The organism is Alphaproteobacteria bacterium (genome assembly GCA_024244705.1).
Taxonomy (GTDB): domain Bacteria; phylum Pseudomonadota; class Alphaproteobacteria; order JAAEOK01; family JAAEOK01; genus JAAEOK01.
The window spans coordinates 16,285-36,564 of record JAAEOK010000112.1 but is presented as its reverse complement, the minus strand read 5'-3'; the positions used below and the strand labels follow the sequence as shown (position 1 = coordinate 36,564).

Below are 20,280 nucleotides of genomic sequence, written 5' to 3'. Positions count from 1 at the left end.
GTTGTTTCTCTTCGTAGCTCTTTTTCTTGGGTCTGGCGAGCGTGCTGTGCGCGGACTCCTCAAATAGCTCAAGCGCTCGACGCGCTCCGGCGGGCGGGGCTCGGCCGCATCGCTGTAACGGCATGCTGCTCGCCGACAGAGCGTACGACACGGATGCAATCAGAGGTCTCGTTCGGCGACGTGGAGCGTGGGCAAACATCCCGCCCAAACGAAACCGAAAAAACCCGATCTGCTTCAGCCCGCATCTTAATCGAGACCGCAACCACGTGGAGCGGTTCTTCAATCGCATCAAGCATTGCAGGTGGATCGCGACCCGCTACGCCAAGCTGGCGGAGAACTTCCTCGCCTTTATCAAACTCGCCGCAATCAGGCTGTCGCTACGCGCCTATGAGTTCACGTCCTAGGCTTCGATCGCGGAAACAGCGTCCGGGCCGCCGCGCACCGCGGCATCGAGGAACGCCTCCAGTTCGTCGACCGGCGTCCGACTGTCGAAGACATGGCGCCGCCCGGCGAGAATGCGATCGCGTATGTCCCGTCGGCGCTCAGGGGCGCGACCGAGTTGCGCGGCGATACGAACATAATCGTCCCGATCCCGCGCGACGGTGTCGGTGACCCCGGCCCAGTTCAGATAGGCATAGGTGATCCGATTGCGCCGGAACCGTCCCGGCAGGGTCACGATAGAAGCGCCAACCGCAATCGCTTCGAGGCTGGTTTGGCCGCCGCCGAAATGCAGGGGATCGAGAATGACGTCGGCGCGTCCCAGCAGCGCGATGAAACGGTCCCGCTTTTGGCGTGGCACAAACGACACCCGTTCAAAGGTTTCACCCATGTTCGACGCAAGGCGGCGGCAGAGGCGCTGGTGTCGGCTGTCGATACGATCGCGCATCAGGACAACGCGACCCGCGGGATCCTCGCGCAAAACCCCGGCCATCATGTCGTCGAACTCGGGATGCATCTTCGATACGGTCTGGAGACAGACATATAGGGTAGAATCCGGGTCCAGCCCGAGCTCTGCGCGCGTCGGCCCGTCGGTGGCGGGGCGGGGTAGGGTGTAGCAAATCGATGGCCGGCGAAGCCGGACCAATCTTTCGCTGTAATGATCCTCGGCACCTTCCGGCTCCATATCCACGGATGAGATGAAATAGTCCATGGTCGACAGGCCGGTCGTAACGGGATGACCCCAGGTGACGCACTGCACCGGCGCCAAACGCGCGAATCCAAGGAAATAGAGGTAAGCATCCATCCCGATACCCGCGAATATCAGGACATCCTGGGCGGCACTGGCGATCAATTGCTGGGCCGCGTTTAGGCCTTCGGGCAGAATGTGGACATGATCGGCGGTATCGCGGATGCGCGCATGCACCGGATCCGGGCCTTTGTCCGCCGTGAAGACCGACACCTCGAACTTTTCTCGCGACAGCCCGGCGACGATTCCTTCCAGCAGATTGCCCACGGTCTGGTCGTAGAGCAAACGAGAGACGAAACCGACCTTTATGCGCGACCCGGGCGCCGGCCTATTCGGCGGCTGGCAGTGAGGCGCGATACGATTGAGCATCGGCGTGGCACGTCTGAAAATGTCGCACAACTTGACCATGATCTCGCGGTCGTTCTCCCCTTGATAGGCCAAATGAGGAACGAGCCGGCCCACGGCGGGAAACGGATTGGGAATCGAAAACGGGGATTGGCTAATTCTTTCCAGTCTCTCCCACATTTCGGCGCGTGCGGCGTGCAAGACTTGCGGCGTGTCAGCCACCACCGGTAGCAGGGTCGCCCGCCGAAAGCGGATCGGGTCACTTGGTTGAAGCGCAAGGGCACGGTCGAACAAGGCCGCGGATTCGTCGATCGCACCGGTAGTCTCGCAAATCTGGCCAAGATAGACCAGGGCGGGAACCCGATTGGGGGCGATCGACAGGACTTTTCGACAAATCTCGGCCGCCTCGTCATAGCGGCTCGCGGCGGCGAGTTGCTCTGCCCGCTTCAGCGGACGGATTGGGGCGGCCATGCTTGGGGATTCCTATTCCGGGATTGATCGGTGTCGCACGGTATAAACAATGAGGGCTCGCGGTTGGCACGGTAGCGCAAACGCCGGGCCGAGGACAAGAATGGGTCGCGCGACACGGTGGCTCGCGGTCGCGCAGGCTATTTAGACGAAACAGCTCCCAACGTGGTGGTCAGATAGGAGATCGGTATTCGTCTTTCTTCGATCGTAAAACGATCGCCTTCAGGCATGTCTTCTCGATAGGCCACGATGACGTCGACCACTGCGCTATTTTCTTGGCTGGCAAGATAAGCTGGCCAATCGGGATAGCGCTCCAAGCACTCCGTAGCGATCCCCGCCGCGTGCGGGTCCGTGACCGCGCGTTCCGCCTTAATCAAATTTGTGTAGTCGTACAGGAATCCGAAGCGGAGCGCGTTTTCGCTCTTGTGATCGAGGGCGACGAAGAGCGCGCAATCTCTCATGCCCTCCTCGACAATTTCCTGATAGCGATCGACGATTTGGAACGGATGGCTCTGGCGATCGAACACATAGGCATCCTGGTTGGACTTGAGAAAGAGAACAGCGATTACGAGGCCAATCGAAATGGCTGCGAAATTTCGACCGATTGCCGGGAAGTTGCGGCGGCGTGTGGAAGGTAACGAGGACCCGACCAAGGTGCCAAGATCGGCTGCCGTCAGAACAATTGTGGCGACCGACAACGGCACCAGGACCGCGAGATATCGGGGCAGGAAGGCCTGGGTCGGGATTAAGGGATCAAAACCCTTGATGGCGATCCCGTTGATAAACGCGTAGCTGAGCAGGGTGTAGCCGAGCAATGCCTGGACCGAACCCAGGCGGCGCGCGCGCGACCAAATAGACCGCGCAGCCCAGTGCCGCGTAGAAGATATAGGCGACCGTTTCACCGCCCATGAATTTCGGCGCGTAGCGGTACTTCAAAAGGTCCAGCCAATTGAGCGTTAGATACTCATCGGGCAGCTGATTGGCGACGAACTTGATGACGCCGTTGTAGTGACCGTGAAGTGAGACGAGGCGACCATAGAAGTGGCCCTTGACGAATACGTAGAAGCTCCATTCCAGCGCAGCAAGAACGAGCAAGAGCCCGAGGAACCACAAGACGTCGCGACGTTCGCGGCGGATGCCCCACACGCCCAGCACGAGGGCCGGCAAGAAGAAAAGATTGGGCACCTTTGACAGATAGGCGGCGAAAAAAAACAGCGCCGACACCGTCCGATAGAGAGCGATTTTTTCGGCTTTTGCGTCGAAGCACATGGCGAGGAAAAAGAGCGCACCCATAATGTAGGCGCCGCTGAAAACGCCGGGCAGCAATTGCGCACCGTTTCGAATCATCAATGGATGGAGTATCAGGCCGATAACGGCGACCGCAGCGGGCCATATCCCGGTGACTCGGCGACAGATCAGGTAGAGAAAGACGACCTCGACCGCCGACATCAGATAGGCGGGGACGTAGTAGACCACGGGGTGCGTGCCGAACGCTTGTTGGACAAGATAGGTGACCAGATTGATGCCGAACCGCGCGCTGTGATGGTCGTTGCCCATTACGGCAAAGGACGTGTCGCTGGCACGCCTGGCGAGCCACCATTTGGCCAGCGCATCGCCGCCGGATTCGATCATTTCTGGCGTGATCAGCCGATAGCCGATCAGCAGGCAGATCAAGATCACAACGGTCCCGTAATCGCGAGCGGTAAGAGATTGGTTGGAAATGGAGAGCCTCGCCATTTTGGACGGTGATTATGGCAGCACGCCTATGTTGGCGAGACAAGCCTTTGAGTTCCGCCGATTCTGCGGCCGGGCCCAGCTCCCCAATCGATGGCCGAGCCGTCACGCATACCGGGCCAAATCGAAAACGCAGGCAAGTCGAGTCACCGACGAATTTCGGCCATGATCAGGCCGTTGTGCGGCCGGTGGCAGGGACCTCCCTGACCGCCAGCCATATCCGTTCCGGCGTTGCCGGCATATCGATGTGACGGACACCCAAGGGACGAAGCGCATCGACGACCGCATTGATCGTGGCAGGAAGGGCGCCGATACAGCCGGCCTCACCGCAGCCTTTGACACCAAGCGCATTGAGAGCCGTCGGCACGGGTCGAAAGCTCACATCGATGGCGGGAAGGTCGTCCGCCCGTGGCATGCAGTAATCCATGAACGAGCCCGACAGGAGCTGCCCGGTCGATCCGTCGTACGCGGTTCGCTCCAGCAACGCTTGTCCAATGCCCTGAACGACACCGCCGTGGATTTGACCGGTCACGATCAGCGGATTGAGCAAAGTGCCGAAATCGTCGACGACGGTGTATCGCAGAAGACGCGGCACGCCCGATTCCCGATCGATTTCGATCTCGGCAATATGGCAGCCGTTGGGATAGGTATTGGCTTGCCGTTCATAGGTCCCGATAGAGTCGAGGCCGGGTTCCATGTCCGCCGGTATCCGGCTCGGGTCGCGTGCCAGCGCGGCGAGGTCACGCAGGCCGATCGCAAGATCGGTCCCAACCACGCGGCATACGCCATCGACAAGCTCCACATCCGACGCGACGGTCTCGAAATGAAACGCGGCGATCTCCCTGGCCTTGCTTTCGACCGCCGCCGCTGCAAACAATGCATTGCCCCCGGTTTCCATTGAGCGCGAGCCGCCATGCCCGCCGCCGGTCGAAACAAGCCCGGTATCACCCTGCACAAAGCGGATGGCCTCGATTGGTATGCCCAGCCGGTCGTGGATGATCTGGGCATAGGTCGTCTCGTGCCCTTGGCCGTTGGACATGGTGCCCGCCAGCACAGCGACCCCGCCGTCTTCTTCGAACACAATTTCCTTTTTCTCGTTGGGCATGCCGAGCGTCGCTTCAAAATAGCACGCAATACCGATTCCCCGCATGCGGCCTGCCTGTGCCGACATCCGCCGCCGTTCGGGATAGCCGACGAGATCCGCCTCGTCGATTGCCCGATCGAGAACCTTCTCGAAATCGCCGCAATCGATCGTGCTGCCCATAGCGGTGGTATAGGGCATCTTGTCGGGGCTAACAAAATTTCGCCGCCGCAACTCGATCGGGTCGACCCCAAGTTCCATGGCCGCCATATCGACCAGCCGTTCGATGGCGTATGAGGCCTCGGGACGGCCGGCGCCGCGATAGGCGTCGACCGGGACGGTATTGGTGAATACGCCGCGCACATTGTAGTAGACCGCCGGGATGTCATAGACGCCGCCGAGGACCACGGCGACGGGTGAGGTCGGGATCGCCGCGCCGAATGTCGATACGTAGGCGCCGATATTCGCGATTGTCGAAATCCGCAGGGCGCCAAATCGGCCATCGGAGGCGATCGCCAATTCGGCCCGCATGACGTGATCGCGGCCCTGGGTGTCGCTGACAAAGCCTTCCGTTCGCTCGGCGATCCATTTGATTGGCCGTCCCAGCCGCCGCGCCGCCCACAGCACCAGGACCTGTTCCGGATAGACGAAGTTCTTGGTCCCGAAGCCTCCGCCGACATCCGGAGAAATCACTCGCAGCCGTTCGAGCGGGATTTTGAAGACATCCGACGCCAGCATGCGGCGAATACCGTGCCCGGACTGTCCCGCGTTGTAGAGGGTGAATGAATCGGAGTCATCGTCCCAGATACCAAGGCAGCCGCGCGGCTCGATCGGGTTGACGATGACGCGGCTGTTGACCAATTCGAGCGAAACCGTTCGCTTGGCGGTTTCGAACGCGGCGTCGGTTGCCTCGCGATCACCCTTCTCCCAGTCCAGGCACAGATTGGACGGAGCGCCGTCATAGATGCGCGGCGCGTCCTCCGCCATCGCCGAATCCGTCGCCACCACTGGTGGGAGCTCGGCATAGTCGACGGCGATTTGCTCGGCTGCGTCGCGGGCCGTTTCAAAAGAGTCGGCCAAGACCACGGCGACAGCTTCACCGACATGGCGGACACGACCCTGTGCCAAGGCTGGGCGCGGCGGGACGAAGTTGGGATTGCCGTCGCGGCATGTCACCGAACTGCCCGTCGGAATGACGCCGATGCCGTCGAGTTCGAGGTCTGCGCCGGTCAGGATGGCGGCGACACCCGCCAACCCGGCGGCCGCCGAATGGTCGATATCCCTGATTTCGGCATGGGCGTGGGGCGAGCGCAGCACATGAGCATAGAGTTGGCCATCGAAGTTGATGTCATCGAGGTATCGGCCCCGTCCGGTCAGGAAACGCTCGTCTTCGCGGCGAACGACCGATTGACCGATGCCGAATCGCTTTACGGACATGGAAGCTCCTGATTGCTTGAACCGGCGGCAATCGCTGAATCGCGATCGGGATTAGGGAACTAATGCCAGACTGACTTTGTAGCAATGGCGAATACGTGAGTTTTGTGCGTTCAGACCGGTTGAGCGTCAAAATCCGCGGCGGTCAGTGGGCTGAATGCCTGCCCCAGGGCCCGATTCGCGCCAGGCGCGGCACTCGGCCGCCGCTTCGCCGGTTCTCGGCGATCCCAAAAAAATGTCCTGCCGATCGATCTGGTAGGATACGGTTTCGAACCAACCGATCCCGTGCTTGGAGCCTAATCGGCCACTCGGCCGGGCAAGAAACGGAAATAAATGACTCACGATTGTCATTTTGCATCAAAATGGCAACCAAGCCATTGTTGCCTTGTCCCGAAATCGGAACTCGGGTAAGCAACACGCCATATCGGAACTCGAGCCCAAGATTTAACAGATGGCTTCGCATTGACATCGGAAACGATCCACCGACAACCCCTCGTTCGAGCGCGCCGACGCGTCGTCGAGGATGATCGAACCTATCCATACGATACGCTTATAGAGGCTCTCGAGCATCACGCGCTCGAGACGCCGGATCGGGTGGCCTTCAATTTCGAAGATGGCACGCTGACCTACGGAGAACTGTTGGCCGACGCCCGGCGGATAGCAAAAAATCTGTTCGTTCGAGGCGTCGACCGTGGCGGCAGGTGCGCACTCGTCCTCGATTCCGGTCCCGAGCTCATTCGCTACATCGTGGCTATTCAAATGCTCGGCGCGGCCCCGGTGGTAGTCAATCCGGAGTTGCCGGCGCCGGCCACGATTCGCCGTCTGCGCGATGTTCGTGCCGAGCTCGCCGTCGCGAGCGAGCGCCTGTTGCCGGCCCTCAATCAGGAAAATGGCCGGGTGCATAGCCGAATTCGCGTCCGGACTCCGGGCGAAATACTTAACGAAACCCAATCGCTTCGTGTCAGCGACGTCATTCCGTCGCGCGATGATTTCGCGGTCTTGGTGCTTTCTCCCGGCACCGATGGTGGGACCCATGGCGTGACTTTCAAGCAGCGCCAGATCATCGCGTGGTGCAACGCCACGGCGGACCATCTTGAAGTTTCAACCGCCGATACGATCGCTGCCCAATTCCCCCTATTCGATGGCAAGGCGTTGGCTTGGTTCGTCTTCTTGCCCCTCGTCGTCGGGTGCCGCGTAATTCACCGGCAACTTCCGGAGCGTGCTCCCGAGAGATGGCTGCGCGCCGTGGCCGAACACGAACCGACACTGATGATTTGCAATGACTCTTTTTTGAAAATTCTCGCCGGTGCTCGGTTTTGGGAAAGAATCGAGATCGATTCGTTGCGAATGGTGGTGTCGTACGGCGAGCCGTCACGTGCGACGACCATGCGTGATTTCGAAACGAGGTTTGGGCTCGAAGACGTGGTCCGACCCGCCTATGGTTTGGTCGAAACGGTGGGGGCGGTCGCAATCGGCGACGGCGGTGATATCGAGGCCGACCGAAATGGCATAATCGACAGTGGTAAGGCAATCCCCGGGATTGCGGTCCGAGTTGCTCGTCCCGACGGCACCGACCGGACTGTTGGTGAGATCGGTGAAATTGTCGTTGGCGGCGAGATGCTCTTTGAATCGTATTTCGATCAACCCGCCCTAACCGGTGATAAACAGGTTGATGGCGAGTTCCATACTGGCGACCTCGGCTATTTTGATAGCGACGGGCGTTTGTTCGTGCTCGGTCGCGATCATGAAATCATTCGGCTAGCGCATCGCAGCCTGCTGCCGCGCCAAGTCGAGGAAGCGGCGGAAGACGTGCAAAACGTTGAGGCTTTGGCGGCGATCGGCCGGCCGGCCGACGAGCTTGAACAGGATGGTTCGGAGTCTTTGGTTGTGGTTGCCGAGGTTTCGCATAAGGCCGGCGAGGCTCGCGATCAGATGCGTCAAATCTCGGACGACATTTCGGCCGCGGTGAAATCGGCGATGCGACTGCCACCGGACGAGATCCTGCTCGTCAAGCCGGGCGTTCTGCCGCGAACCGTCGATGGCCGCATGGCCTATGCCCGACTTCGCGATATGGTAGTCGGCGGACGACTGGCCCGCGAAGGCGCAATCCTGCATGGCGGCAACGTATTTATAAGCCCGCTCAAGCGCTAAGTTGTTGATCTTCGCGGCAAAGCGGACGACGCCACTGCCCGATTCACGAAAATGTGCACTCACGGCATCGCCAAATTGGTCATAATTGGGGTGATTGGAACCAGGGAGTTGACAATGGGCATTTTGAAGACGCCGGTTGCTGTCCCACTGTTAGCTATTCTATTGGTTGCGGGGAGCAGTTTCTCGTGGGCGGCCGACACGGCCCGTTCGCGCCCCGACAGCCCTCTCGATAAGGCAGCGCAAGCGGTCGATGCCGGGGATTACGGCCAGGCCGTCCCTACGCTCGAGGAAATCGTCGAAAGTGACCCGACGAGCGCGGACGCGCTCAATTACCTCGGCTACAGCCATCGCAAATTGGGCCAGTACGAGATCGCGAAGACCTATTACCTGCGCGCCTTGGAAGTCGATCCGGAACACAAGGGCGCCAACGAGTATCTTGGCGAGCTTTACCTCGAACAGGGAGATTTGGCCGCCGCCGAGGAACGGCTCGAAGTGCTGGATGATGCCTGCGGATTCTTCGGCTGCGAGGAATACGACGAGCTCGAGGAAAAAATAGAGGCGTTCAGGAGCAGCAACCAGCAGAGCTGATCCGCCGACGCTACGGCGCGGCGGTCGCTGCGCTCATTACATTGAGTTGGGTGGCGTCCTCGATGGCGTGCACGCGCATGGGTTCTCGACGCCCACGGATCGAAACCTCATGAACTGCTGAAACCGTCAGGTCGAAACCCGAATAATCGACGACCTTTTGGGAGATCACCGCCTGGCCTCCGAGTTCCTTGGTCAGCGCTTCGAGTCGGCTTGCCGTATTTGCGGCGTCGCCGATCGCGGTCAGCGACACGGCGTGCTTGTATCCCATTTCGCCGACAATGACGGTCCCGGCATGAACGCCGATCCCAATCCGCAATGGCTCCACCAGGTCGGAGGAGAGAAGCTGGTTCAGCTCCCCTAGATTGGCGGCCATATTGTGCATCGCGGTGAACGACTGCCGTGCCGCCGTTTCGATATCGGCTTCAATTCCGAACAGCGCCATCACGCCGTCGCCGATGAATTTATCGACATGACCGCCGGCATCTTCGATCGCCGTTCCCATGGCGGCAAAGTAGCGGTTGAGGACGAAAACCACGTCATATGGGAGCTTGTGCTCGGCGAAACGGGTGAAGGCGCGAAGACCGCGAACAGGATGAGGATTTCGCGTTCGCCGCCCTGGAGATACGCCGACCTGCTCCGTGCGGCACGCGGACCGGCGGTTGGCGGTAACAATGGCGTGATTTCGATATCGGTGGTCGGGCGCGTCTGGCAGGCCAGTCGAACATTCGGTGGCGCGCCGACCCGCTCCAGCACGGCGACCTCGGTAGAAGCCGGAGGTTCCAACTGATCGAGGCCGTTTCCAATCCTGACCCGGCAGGTCGAGCACCGGCCCCGCCCGCCACAAACCGAAGCGTGGGGTATATCGTGCTGGCGGCTAATCTCGAGCAGCGTCGGACCGCTCGCAATCTCGACTTTGCGATTCCCAGGATAGGTGATTCGAATGAGGCCTTTGCGGCGTTCCTGCCACCGGCGCAAAGCGCGCAGGATCATCACCAGCGCCAGGAAAACGATGACAACACCCCACACTATGGCCGCGCTGTCGTATACGAATTGAACGCCCTCGGCTCCCGGAGGGTTTAGGTTGTCGAGGGTCCGATCCAGCCATTCTTGATCCTGTGCTAGAGTTGTGACTTGGTCGGCGGCGACGCCGACACCGAGAAGCCCCAAAGTCGGGACCAAAAGCGTGCCGGCGAACAAATAGGGCAGGAGCGGCGCATAGTGACGCTTCAAACGAAAGTAAAAGTGAAGGCCCATGCAACCGTGGATCCAAGCGATCGCAAAGAGGACGATTTGTTGGATCCCGATCTGAGGCGAGAAATGCCATTGCACGAGGAGCGCGTAGACATAGTTGTCATCGACCCCGTAAACCTCGTGCGCCATTCTTGTGCCGAATACATGGAGCGCGAGGATGAACGGTACCGAAAGTCCAAGCAGCAGCTGCACCCACTCGTACGCCCTCAGATTCAGCCGACGGCGGGCGTAGATCGCCTGCAAGGCGAGCGCGAAGTGGACGATGAGCGACCCATAGAGCAGGATCGTCCCCACCGGATTCCGCCATACGGCAATGAACACGCGGCGGCCGGCGTCAAGCGCGTCAAGCGAGATCAAACCGAGGGCATGATTGAGGAAATGGGTCGTCACATAGACGAACAGGACGATACCCGTGAACAGCCGAATTTGGCGAATCGTCGGTCGCCGAGGCGCCGTAACGGAGACGTCGTTCATGGCCGCATGCTAGTTGAAGTCGTAGGTCAGGGTAAGGGCTCGGCATCCGCATTTTCCCGCCGTCGGCGCGCGACCGGAGAGGCGGCTTGTTGAAATCAATCATTACGACGGCGCTGGTCGTCTATGTCGTGGTGGGTACGGCGTTGTATCTGCTCCAGCGCAAGTTCATCTATGTGCCCAGCACGGGCGAGCCTTCGCGTGCCGAATTCGGCGCCACCGATATGGAGGAGGTCGCGTACCGGACAGAGGATGGCATCGACTTGTACGGCTGGTTCAAACCCCCGGCCGACCGCGATGCTCCGGTGATCGTATTTTTCCATGGCAACGCCGGGCATATCGGCCATCGCGCCGCCAAGGTGCGTCCCTTTATCGATGCCGAATATGGCGTCTTCTTGGCCGAGTACAGAGGATATGGCGGCAACGGCGGCGCGCCGAGCGAGGAAGGCCTTTACGCCGATGCGCGGGCTGCGCTCGATCTCCTTGCCGCAACGGGCTTCGAAGCGGAATCGGTCATACTCTACGGGGAATCTCTTGGCAGCGCGGTCGCCGTTCAGATGGCGATCGAACGCCAGGCCCGGGCGCTCGTTCTCGAGGCGCCGTTTTCATCCCTTGTCGGCGTGGCCCGCAAACGGTTTCCGATTTACCCGACCGACTGGTTGGTCGCCGACCGGTTCGATTCGGCGTCCAAGATTGGGCGGCTCGAAGTGCCAATCCTGATTTTTCACGGCGAACATGATTCGGTTGTGCCGGTGGAACTCGGACGCCGTCTATTCGAGGCGGCGCAGGAACCAAAGGAAGGGGTCTTTATCAAACAGGCAGATCACAACGATCTCTACGATCACGGCGCGGTCAAAGTGATTCTACAGTTCCTGCAGCGCTCGCTGTCTTCAAATTTGCTCGATCATCCGGCGCGGCCCCAAACCGAAGAGAACGCATGACGTTCTAACGTCGATCTGTCTTGCCGAGTGCGGTCAGCGCGGCCGGCGAATCGACATCAATCAGAACTGCGTCATCGTCCATTTCGACCTCGACCACGACCTCGGCATTGGCGCCGATCAGATGGCGCGCGCCGACATCGCCGGATAGCGCCACCATGTCGGCAAAGAATCGCCGGTCCCAGAGCACCGGGTTGCCACGCTTGCCGCGATAAGTGGGGACACAGATCGCGCGCCCTTCCATCGGATCGTAGGCGGCGATCAGCCGGTTCAATTGGGGGGCGGTAAGGCGGGGCATATCGCCCAGACAGATCAATGCGGCGGCGACATCATCGGGCAATGCGCCTATGCCGGCACGAAGCGAGGAACTGAGGCCGTCGGCGAAATCGGGGTTCTCAATGTAGCGCAGACTACGCCCGCCAAGCACAGATCGGACCAACTCGGCCTCGTGGCCAACAACAACGACGATGGGGTCGGCGTCACTGGCGGACGCGGTGTCGACCACGCGGGCAACCATCGGCGTGCCGTCGATTTCGGCGAGCAGTTTGTTGATCTCGCCCATTCGGCGCGATTGGCCCGCCGCCAGGACCACCGCGGCCACGCGCGGCATTTCCGAACCCGTTTCTAAGGGGAGGTTCTCTCTCGGCTGCGGCCGATCGGCCATTTCTTTCAGCAGGCCACCGGCCCCGAGATCCATGATATCGCGCCCGGTAATGGGCAATCCCGCGCACAGTCGTTCGAGTACGATGTCGAGACCATTAAACTTTGGCGACCGGGCGCAGCCCGGGAGTCCGATAACGGGAACATCGCCGAGGTGGGCAAGCAGTAGCAGGTTGCCGGGGTCCACGGGCATCCCGAAATGCTCGATCGTGCCGCCGACCCGTTCGATGGAGGCCGGCACGATGTCCCGACGATCGACGATGGCAGACGCCCCCGCGATGAGGATCATCGTGCACCCTTTGTGCAACAGCATGCGCACCGATTCATCGACGTCGGCACCGTTGTGCCGGCATCGAATTTCCTCCTCGATCGTTGCGCCGAGCGATTTCACACGTGCCGTCAGGACGTCGAGCGTCTTATCGAGGAGCTTATCCTGCGACCCGGACAGACGGCTCTGGATCAGGCCGATGCGATGGGAAATATAGGGCTGCCGGCGAATAAGCGGCTGGCTCTCGGTGGTGATCTCGAGACAGCGTTCCAGGGCGTCGCTCCGAACGGCGAAGGGAATGATCTTCACGGTTGCGACCATCTGGCGCGCGCGAATCTTCGAATATGGCGGGAGAGTCGCGACCGTAATCGATTCGTCGACCCGGTTGAACCGGTCGAGTCCGTCGCGATCGACGACCAGTAGTCCGGCGCCTTCGGACACCAGATTGCAGCGCCCGGTAAAGGGCGCCGTCGGTTTGAGGCCGGGCTCGCCGATCGCAGAGGCGAGGCGAGCGGCTGCTTCGTCTTCGCCAACATCCCCATCCTCGAGTTTGGCCGCGATAACTCGGGAAACACCGGCGCGGCTCAACTGTGTAATGTCGTCGCCGCACAGAACGTGGCCTTTCTTGAGCACACGGTCACCAAGGCGGTGGCTATGAGCAAGGATGGTGCCCAAGGCGTCGTCGAGGGAAATATCGTCGAACTTCAAGGCGAGCCCTCCCGGCGCAAGGCTCGCGTGACTTCGGCGATGATCGCAACAGCGATTTCGGCAGGCGTTTTGGCGCCGATATCCAGCCCGATAGGGCCGCGTATCCTGGAGATATCATCATCACTCAACCCGGCCTCGATCAGTCGTTCGACGCGGGCCGCGTGAGTGCGCTTGCTGCCGAGAGCGCCAATATAGAAACAGGGTGATTTGAGGGCGACCGATAGCGCCGGGTCGTCCAATTTGGGGTCGTGAGACAAAACCGCGATGGCCGTACGGTGGTCCAAGTCGAGGGCGTTAAGCGCGTCGTCCGGCCAGTCGGTGCAAATCTGAACGTTGGGAAAACGGGCATCGCTGGCAAACGATTGCCGTGGATCGATGATGGTCACGTCGTAACCGGCCACTGCGCCAATGGACGCCAGGGCCTGGGCAATATGAACCGCGCCGATCAACACCAGGCGCAGGGGAGGATTGATGATTTGAACGAAATTGTCGCCGTCTTCGCCGGCAAATACGCCGCCACTATCGGACCGGAATGCCGCTTCCAAATACGATTCTATGTCCGAGTTATTTTTTTTTAAATCAATAAGATATTTAGTATATTGCTGATTTGACTTTAAGTTTGTGACGAGCGCTACGGCACGCTTTTCGTCCCGTGCGCGGCGTATTTCGTCAAGGATGGCGCGTCTCATTCCAGCCGCTCGACATAGATCTCAATTTTGCCGCCGCAGGCCAGGCCGACCTCCCATGCCTGTTCATTGGTAACGCCGAAATCGAGCCGCCGAGCCTCGCCGTCCCGGATTACGTCGAGCGCCGCGAGCACCACCGCCCCCTCGATGCATCCGCCCGAAACCGAGCCCTCGAAATCGCCGCGATCATTGACGGCCAATTGGCTCCCCACGGGCCGCGGCGACGACCCCCAAGTCTTGACGACGGTCGCCAAGGCCACGCCATGACCGGCGTCATGCCAGGCCGCGGCTTGATCGAGCGTGTCATGGCGTTCCTGATTCATGCTGCTTTCCGCTGCCATTGCGTGACGCCTTCGGCACGCCGCGAAACCGGCTCGCCTAGGACTTTGGTCAATTGCTCCAAAGATTCCAAATTATGCACCGGACGGAATTGGTCAACATGCGGCAAAATCGCCCGTATCCCCGCCGCGCGTGGCTCAAACCCTTCGTAACGGAGCAGGGGATTGAGCCAAATCAGGGTGCGGCATGACTTATGCAGGCGCTCCATTTCCGCTTCCAGGCCGGAGCTGGGGTCGCGGTCGAGACCGTCGCTGATGAACAAGAGCACCGCACCCTGGGCCAGGACGCGGCGCGACCAGTCGCGGTTGAATTCATGAAGGCAGTGCCCAATCCGGGTTCCGCCGGACCAATCCTCGACAACCTCGCCGATTCGATCCAGCGCAACATCGACGTCCTTTTCGCGCAGATAGTGCGTGACGTTGGTCAACCGGGTGCCGAAGAGCAGTGTGTGGACCCGGTCCCGGTCGTTGGTCAGGGCATGCATGAAATGAAGCAGCATGCGCGAGTATCGGCTCATGGAGCCCGAGATGTCGCACAGAACGACCAGTTCGGGCGGCCGCTGGCGCTGGCGCTTGCGGATCAAGGGGATGCTGCTGCCGCCGGAACGCATGGCCGATCGCAGGGTATCGCGCATGTTGATCCGCGGCCCCGACGGGTCGCGCCGGAATCGCCGCGTCGCGACCTGGTGGAGTGGCAAGCGCATGCGGCGGATTGCCGCTTTCGCCGCTTCGATTTCAGCCGCCGACATTTCCTCGAAGTCCATCCGTTGCAGCATTTCCGCAGGCGAATAGGTGAGTGCCGCGTCGAATTCGACCTCGTATTCGTCCGCAGGGTCGAGCTCGGGTTCACTGCCACCGTGAAGCGCCTCGATCACCCGGCGGCTCGCGCGATCACGCGCGTCGGCGTCTTCGGTTCCGCGGATTTCCGGCAGAATCAGAGACATCATTTTTTCGAGGATTTGCGGATTTTTCCAGAACAGGTGAAAGGTTTGATCGAACAACTCACGCTGGCTGTGGCGATTTACGAACACCGCGTGGAGGGTCCAATAGAAATCTTGCCGATTGGTGATGCCGACGGTTTCTACCGCGCGCACCGCGTCGAGGACGCGTCCCGGACCGATCGGTAGACCGGCCGCGCGCAATGCGCGTGCAAAATGCATCAAATTGGCGACGAGCTTGCCGCCCTCGGCGCTTTCGTTGTCGAGGCGCTCGCTCACCCTTTGCGTTCCGCCGCCAGTTCCATATTGACCTGGTCCAGAATCTTGGCGGCTTCGCTACCCCGGATCTTGGCGATGTCATCCTGGTACTTCAGCAGGGTGCCGAGGGTATCGTTGATCGTTTCAGGATTGAGGGCCAAGGCGTCCAATTGGGTCAGCGCGTTCGTCCAGTCGATCGTCTCAGCGATGCCGGGCAGCTTGAACAAGTCCATGCCGCGTAGCTTTTGTATGAAACCGACCACCTGTCGGCTCAGTGCGATATCGGCGTTGGGCGCCTTGAGTCTGAGTATTTCGAGCTCGCGCTCGGCGGTCGGATAGTCGACCCAGTAATAAAAGCAACGTCGTTTGAGTGCGTCGTGAATTTCGCGTGTACGGTTCGACGTGATGATGACGATCGGCGGCCGATCGGCCTTGATCGTGCCAATTTCCGGGATCGAGATTTGAAAGTCCGCCAGGACCTCGAGCAGATACGCCTCGAACGGTTCGTCGGCGCGGTCAAGTTCATCGATGAGCAGCACCGGTGGTCCGCCGTCGTGCGGTTCAAGGGCCTGGAGCAGGGGGCGCTCGATAAGAAATTCCTGCGAAAATATGTCCTTGCCTAGTCGTTCGCGATCGACGTCGCCGGCCACTTCAGCGAGCCGGATTTCGATCATCTGGCGCGAATAATTCCATTCGTAGACGGCCGAAGCGACGTCGAGGCCTTCATAGCATTGCAGCCGCAGCAGCCGGCGGCCCAGGGTCTCCGCGAGCACGGTCGCGACCATCGTCTTGCCGACTCCCGCCTCGCCCTCGAGGAACAGCGGGCGTTCAAGACTTAGCGCCAGGAATACGGCGGTCGCCAACGACCGGTCGGCTATATAGTCGCCCTCCTGGAGAAGCTGCTTGGTTGCGCCGATGTCATCCGGTAGTCGCATGGCCGATTGACCGTTCTTTCGGAAGTGCAAGAATCAAGGGGCGAACCCACTTTTTAGATGGCGTGGGATCGCCCCTCTAGCAAGGTCCGAATGTGCCGACGGTCAGCCTATTTTGGCCACCGCCCGCTTTGCCATCACGGTGACCATGGCGGCCCGGTAGTCGCGGCCGGCATGGATGTCCGAATTCAACCCGTCTTGCGAGATCTCGATATTCGCGACCGCGTCGGCAGAGAAATTCGACGCCAACGCCGATTCCATTTCGGCGACCCGGAACACGCACGGACCGGCACCGGTCACGGCGACCCTGACGCCGTCGTCCGATTGGGCCACGAAGACTCCCACAATGGCATAGCGGGAAGCAGGATTCGGCAATTTCATATAGGCCGCCCGGGTCGGAATCGGAAACGAAACCGAAGTGATAATCTCACCGCCATCGAGCGCCGTCTCGAACATGCCGGTAAAGAAATCATCGGCGGCAATCTGGCGATTGGTGGTGGTGATCGTCGCCCCCAGGCCGACCAGCCCCGCGGGGTAGTCGGCGGCCGGGTCGTTGTTCGCGATCGACCCGCCCATGGTACCTCGGTTCCGCACCTGCGGGTCGCCGATTGCTTCGGCGAGATCAGCGAGCGCGGGAATCGAACCGGCGACGATATCTGAGCCGGCGACCTCGGCGTGTGTGGTCATTGCGCCGACGACGATGGTATTGCCATCTTGAGTGATTCCGTCCAAGCCGTCGATTGCACCGAGATCGATAACGTCGCTCGGTTGTGCAAGCCGCTGCTTGAGGGTCGGGATCAAGGTCTGTCCGCCGGCCATCAGCAGGCCATCCTCCGCCTGCCCGAACAGGCTTGCCGCCGCCGCCAGATCGCTCGGTTTGTGGTATTGAAAATCATACATCGTCCGTTCTCCCTCGCTCCGCCTATTCGGCGGCGGCGGCCGGCGTCGCGCTGCGAATTGCCTGCCATATCCGATGTGGTGTCGCCGGCATCGCCAGGTCGGTGATTCCCAGGGGCGACAAGGCATTGAGAATCGCATTCATGGTTGCGGCCGGAGCGCCAATCGCACCGGCCTCGCCGCAGCCTTTCACGCCCAACGGATTGTGGGTGCACTCGGTGACACTGGTCTCGACCTGAAAGGCCGGCAAGTTGTCGGCTCGCGGCATGGTGTAGTCCATGTACGAACCGGTGAGAAGCTGGCCATCCTGATCGTAGACGCAGCCTTCGAGCAGCGCCTGGCCAATGCCCTGGGCCAGACCGCCATGGACCTGCCCGTCGACGATCATCGGATTGATAATGCGGCCAAAGTCGTCGGCGGCCACGAAGCTGACGATCTCGACTTCGCCGGTATCGGGGTCGATCTCCAATTCGCAGATGTGGGTCCCCGCCGGATAGGTAAAGTTCGCCGGATCGTAGAACGCCTGTTCTTCAAGTCCCGGCTCGAGTTCCTCGGGGAAGTTGTGAGGGACGTAAGCCGCCAGCGACACGTCACCGAGCCCCAATGTCTTGTCGGTGCCGGCGACGCGGAACTGACCGTCGACGAATTCGACGTCCTGCTCCGACGCTTCCAGCAGATGGGCCGCGATCACCGTCGCTTTCGCGATGATCTTGTCGATCGCATTGTAGATCGCAGAGCCCCCAACCGCCAAAGAGCGGGAGCCGTAGGTGCCCATCCCGAACGGTATCTTGTCGGTATCGCCGTGGACGATGTCGACATTTTCGAAGGGGATGCCAAGCCGATCGGCAACGATTTGGGAAAAGGTCGTCTCGTGGCCCTGGCCATGGGCGTGGGACCCGGTGAACACGGTGACCGATCCCGTCGGGTGCACCCGAACCTTGGCGCATTCGTACAGCCCGGCCCGCGCGCCAAGCGACCCGACGACCTGCGACGGTGCAATGCCACAGGCCTCGATATAGCTGGCAACACCGATGCCTCGCAGCATGCCGCGCTGCGCTGCTTCGGCGCGACGGGCCTCGAAGCCGGCATAGTCCGCCGCGGCGATGGCCTTGCTCATAGTCGGCTCGTAATTGCCAATGTCGTACATAAGCGCGACCGGCGTCTGATAAGGGAACTGATCGGCCTTGATATAATTCCGTCGCCGGATCTCGACCGGATCGATGCCGGTGATCCGGGATGCCTCGTTGACCAGGCGCTCGACGACATATGTCGCCTCCGGCCGCCCGGCGCCGCGGTAGGCGTCAACGGGGACCGTGTTGGTAAACACGGCGCGGACATTGCAATGGATCTGCGGCGTAGTGTAGTTGCCGGCCAGCAGCGTGGCATAGAGATAGGTCGGCACACAGGTCGAGAAGGTCGACAAATAGGCGCCCATGTTCGCGATGGTGCTGATCTTCATGGCGACGAAATTGCCGTCCGCATCGAGCGCCAACTTGCCGCGCGTGACGTGATCGCGGCCGTGGGCGTCCGAGATGAAGGATTCGTTTCGTTCGGCGGTCCACTTGATCGGGCGCCCGACCTTGGGCGCGGCCCAGGTGACCAGCGCCTCCTCGGCATAGTGGAAGATCTTGGAGCCGAAACCTCCGCCGACATCGGGAGCCACGACGCGGAGCTTGTGTTCGGGCAATTGCAGGACGAACGCACCCATCAGCAATCGGATGACGTGCGGGTTCTGGCTCGTGGTATGAAGCGTATATTGTCCCGTACCGCGGGCGTATTCGCCAATCGCCGCCCGCGGCTCGACCGCGTTTGCAATCAATCGATTATTGACGATTTCGACCTCGGCGACCTGGGCGGCCCCGGCGATGGCAGCGTCGATCTCGGCCTCGTCGCCGATCTCCCAATCGTAACAAAGGTTGTTCGGTGCCTCGTCCCAGACCAGGTTCGAGTCCCCGGCGATCGCTTTTTCCATGTCGATGACGACCGGCAATTCCTCGTAATCGACGACGATCAACTCCGCGGCGTCCTTGGCCTGGGGCAGGGATTCGGCGATGACCAACGCGACTTGATCGCCGACGTGACGGACGCGATCCTTGCATAGCGGATAGTGTGGCGGCTCATTCATCGGCGAGCCGTCCTTGCTGTTCACCTGCCAACCGCAAGGCACGCCGCCGGCATCCCAATCGGCGCCGGTAAAGATTGCGATGACGCCGGGCGCCGCGCTGGCCGCGCTCGTGTCTATACTCTTGATCGCCGCATGGGCATGGGGGGAGCGGAGGATGTACGCGTAGACCTGGTTGGGGCGGTTGATATCGTCGGTATAGGTGCCGTGTCCGGTCAGGAAGCGAAAATCCTCTTTGCGCGTGACCGGCAATCCGATTGCATGTTCATGCATGATCCTAACTCCTCATCGCCTTTGCGCCATCGAGGATCGATTTGACGATGTTGTGGTAGCCGGTGCAGCGGCAAATGTTGCCTTCCAGCCAGTCGCGCACCTCGCTTTCCGAGGGATCGGGGTTGTTCGCCACCAAATCCAGGGCGCTCATCACCATGCCGGGCGTACAGAACCCGCATTGCAGGCCATGGTTCGTTCTGAACGCTTCCTGCATCGGGTGAAGCGTGTCGCCGGTCGCCAGAGCTTCGATCGTGGTCACCTCTGCGCCGTCGCATTGGGCGGCCAGGACGGTACAGCTCTTGATCGATTTGCCGTCGACGTGAACGACACATGCGCCGCACTGGCTGGTGTCGCAACCGACGTGCGTTCCGGTCAATTCGAGTTCATCGCGCAACAATTGAACGAGCAAGGTGCGAGCCTCGACTTCCGCCGAGATGGCCTTGCCGTTCACCGTCATCGATACGGTGACCGACATCGATTTCCTCCCATATTCGGCGCGCAGCTTCTGGCGGCGCGCGTTCCACTATGACCCGAAGTCTAAAGGCGTTAGCAG

At 60.8% G+C, this 20,280-nt stretch carries 17 protein-coding genes and 1 pseudogene; 4 read left to right on the top strand and 14 right to left on the bottom strand.

Going from position 1 to position 20,280, the window contains the following annotated elements; translation table 11 throughout:
* Positions 1-122 precede the first annotated feature (122 nt).
* Positions 123-404, top strand: a pseudogene (locus GY791_20355) (transposase).
* Here the strand turns inward: GY791_20355 and GY791_20350 are convergent.
* The 4 genes from GY791_20350 to GY791_20335 all read right to left on the bottom strand — a co-directional run bounded on the left by GY791_20350 (position 401) and on the right by GY791_20335 (position 6,251).
* Entirely contained in the window at positions 401-2,002 is a 1,602-nt protein-coding gene (locus GY791_20350; GenBank protein MCP4330750.1) for a tetratricopeptide repeat protein, read from the bottom strand. The pseudogene GY791_20355 and the gene GY791_20350 overlap by 4 nt on opposite strands.
* Positions 2,003-2,139: 137 nt before the next feature.
* Entirely contained in the window at positions 2,140-2,814 is a 675-nt protein-coding gene (locus GY791_20345) for a hypothetical protein (GenBank protein MCP4330749.1), read from the bottom strand.
* Positions 2,753-3,679, bottom strand: a complete 927-nt coding sequence (locus GY791_20340; GenBank protein ID MCP4330748.1) for a glycosyltransferase family 39 protein — start codon at positions 3,677-3,679, stop codon at positions 2,753-2,755. Before GY791_20340 ends, GY791_20345 begins: the two co-directional genes overlap by 62 nt.
* A 223-nt stretch (positions 3,680-3,902) precedes the next feature.
* Complete coding sequence (locus tag GY791_20335; protein MCP4330747.1) at positions 3,903-6,251, bottom strand: xanthine dehydrogenase family protein molybdopterin-binding subunit; 2,349 nt, start codon at positions 6,249-6,251, stop codon at positions 3,903-3,905.
* A gap of 459 nt (positions 6,252-6,710) precedes the next feature.
* On the opposite strand from GY791_20335, the gene GY791_20330 reads away from it, so the two are divergent.
* Both GY791_20330 and GY791_20325 read left to right on the top strand, forming a co-directional pair.
* Positions 6,711-8,399: an acyl--CoA ligase gene (locus tag GY791_20330; protein ID MCP4330746.1), complete on the top strand. Its 1,689-nt coding sequence runs from the start codon at positions 6,711-6,713 to the stop codon at positions 8,397-8,399.
* Between the two features lie 114 nt (positions 8,400-8,513).
* Entirely contained in the window at positions 8,514-8,987 is a 474-nt protein-coding gene (locus tag GY791_20325) for a tetratricopeptide repeat protein (GenBank protein ID MCP4330745.1), read from the top strand.
* A gap of 10 nt (positions 8,988-8,997) precedes the next feature.
* Here the strand turns inward: GY791_20325 and GY791_20320 are convergent, their stop codons facing one another.
* Together GY791_20320 and GY791_20315 are read right to left on the bottom strand one after the other, a co-directional pair.
* Positions 8,998-9,813, bottom strand: a complete 816-nt coding sequence (locus GY791_20320) for an adenylate/guanylate cyclase domain-containing protein (protein MCP4330744.1) — start codon at positions 9,811-9,813, stop codon at positions 8,998-9,000.
* Entirely contained in the window at positions 9,429-10,712 is a 1,284-nt protein-coding gene (locus GY791_20315; GenBank protein MCP4330743.1) for a (2Fe-2S)-binding protein, read from the bottom strand. The genes GY791_20320 and GY791_20315 overlap by 385 nt, the downstream gene beginning before the upstream one ends.
* 86 nt (positions 10,713-10,798) lie before the next feature.
* Here GY791_20315 and GY791_20310 point away from each other — a divergent pair, with 86 nt between their 5' ends.
* Positions 10,799-11,650, top strand: coding sequence for an alpha/beta hydrolase (locus GY791_20310; GenBank protein MCP4330742.1), 852 nt, complete (start codon positions 10,799-10,801; stop codon positions 11,648-11,650).
* Between the two features lie 4 nt (positions 11,651-11,654).
* On the opposite strand, the gene GY791_20305 is transcribed toward GY791_20310, so the two are convergent.
* The 8 genes from GY791_20305 to GY791_20270 form a co-directional block, all read right to left on the bottom strand.
* Positions 11,655-13,283 (bottom strand): NTP transferase domain-containing protein, encoded by a 1,629-nt coding sequence (locus GY791_20305; protein MCP4330741.1) that lies wholly within the window; start codon positions 13,281-13,283, stop codon positions 11,655-11,657.
* Positions 13,280-13,972: an XdhC/CoxF family protein gene (locus tag GY791_20300; protein MCP4330740.1), complete on the bottom strand. Its 693-nt coding sequence runs from the start codon at positions 13,970-13,972 to the stop codon at positions 13,280-13,282. Before GY791_20300 ends, GY791_20305 begins: the two co-directional genes overlap by 4 nt.
* On the bottom strand, positions 13,969-14,292 hold the full coding sequence (locus tag GY791_20295; protein MCP4330739.1) for an XdhC family protein: 324 nt from the start codon (positions 14,290-14,292) through the stop codon (positions 13,969-13,971). Before GY791_20295 ends, GY791_20300 begins: the two co-directional genes overlap by 4 nt.
* Positions 14,289-15,467, bottom strand: a complete 1,179-nt coding sequence (locus GY791_20290) for a VWA domain-containing protein (GenBank protein ID MCP4330738.1) — start codon at positions 15,465-15,467, stop codon at positions 14,289-14,291. Before GY791_20290 ends, GY791_20295 begins: the two co-directional genes overlap by 4 nt.
* A gap of 53 nt (positions 15,468-15,520) precedes the next feature.
* Positions 15,521-16,438 (bottom strand): MoxR family ATPase, encoded by a 918-nt coding sequence (locus tag GY791_20285; GenBank protein ID MCP4330737.1) that lies wholly within the window; start codon positions 16,436-16,438, stop codon positions 15,521-15,523.
* 102 nt (positions 16,439-16,540) lie between these two features.
* Complete coding sequence (locus GY791_20280; protein ID MCP4330736.1) at positions 16,541-17,335, bottom strand: xanthine dehydrogenase family protein subunit M; 795 nt, start codon at positions 17,333-17,335, stop codon at positions 16,541-16,543.
* A 22-nt stretch (positions 17,336-17,357) separates the two neighbouring features.
* Positions 17,358-19,727 carry a xanthine dehydrogenase family protein molybdopterin-binding subunit gene (locus GY791_20275; protein MCP4330735.1) on the bottom strand — a complete coding sequence of 790 codons (2,370 nt, stop codon included), beginning with the start codon at positions 19,725-19,727 and terminating at the stop codon, positions 17,358-17,360.
* A 4-nt stretch (positions 19,728-19,731) separates the two neighbouring features.
* Complete coding sequence (locus GY791_20270) at positions 19,732-20,202, bottom strand: (2Fe-2S)-binding protein (GenBank protein MCP4330734.1); 471 nt, start codon at positions 20,200-20,202, stop codon at positions 19,732-19,734.
* Between the last annotated feature and the right edge of the window lie 78 nt (positions 20,203-20,280).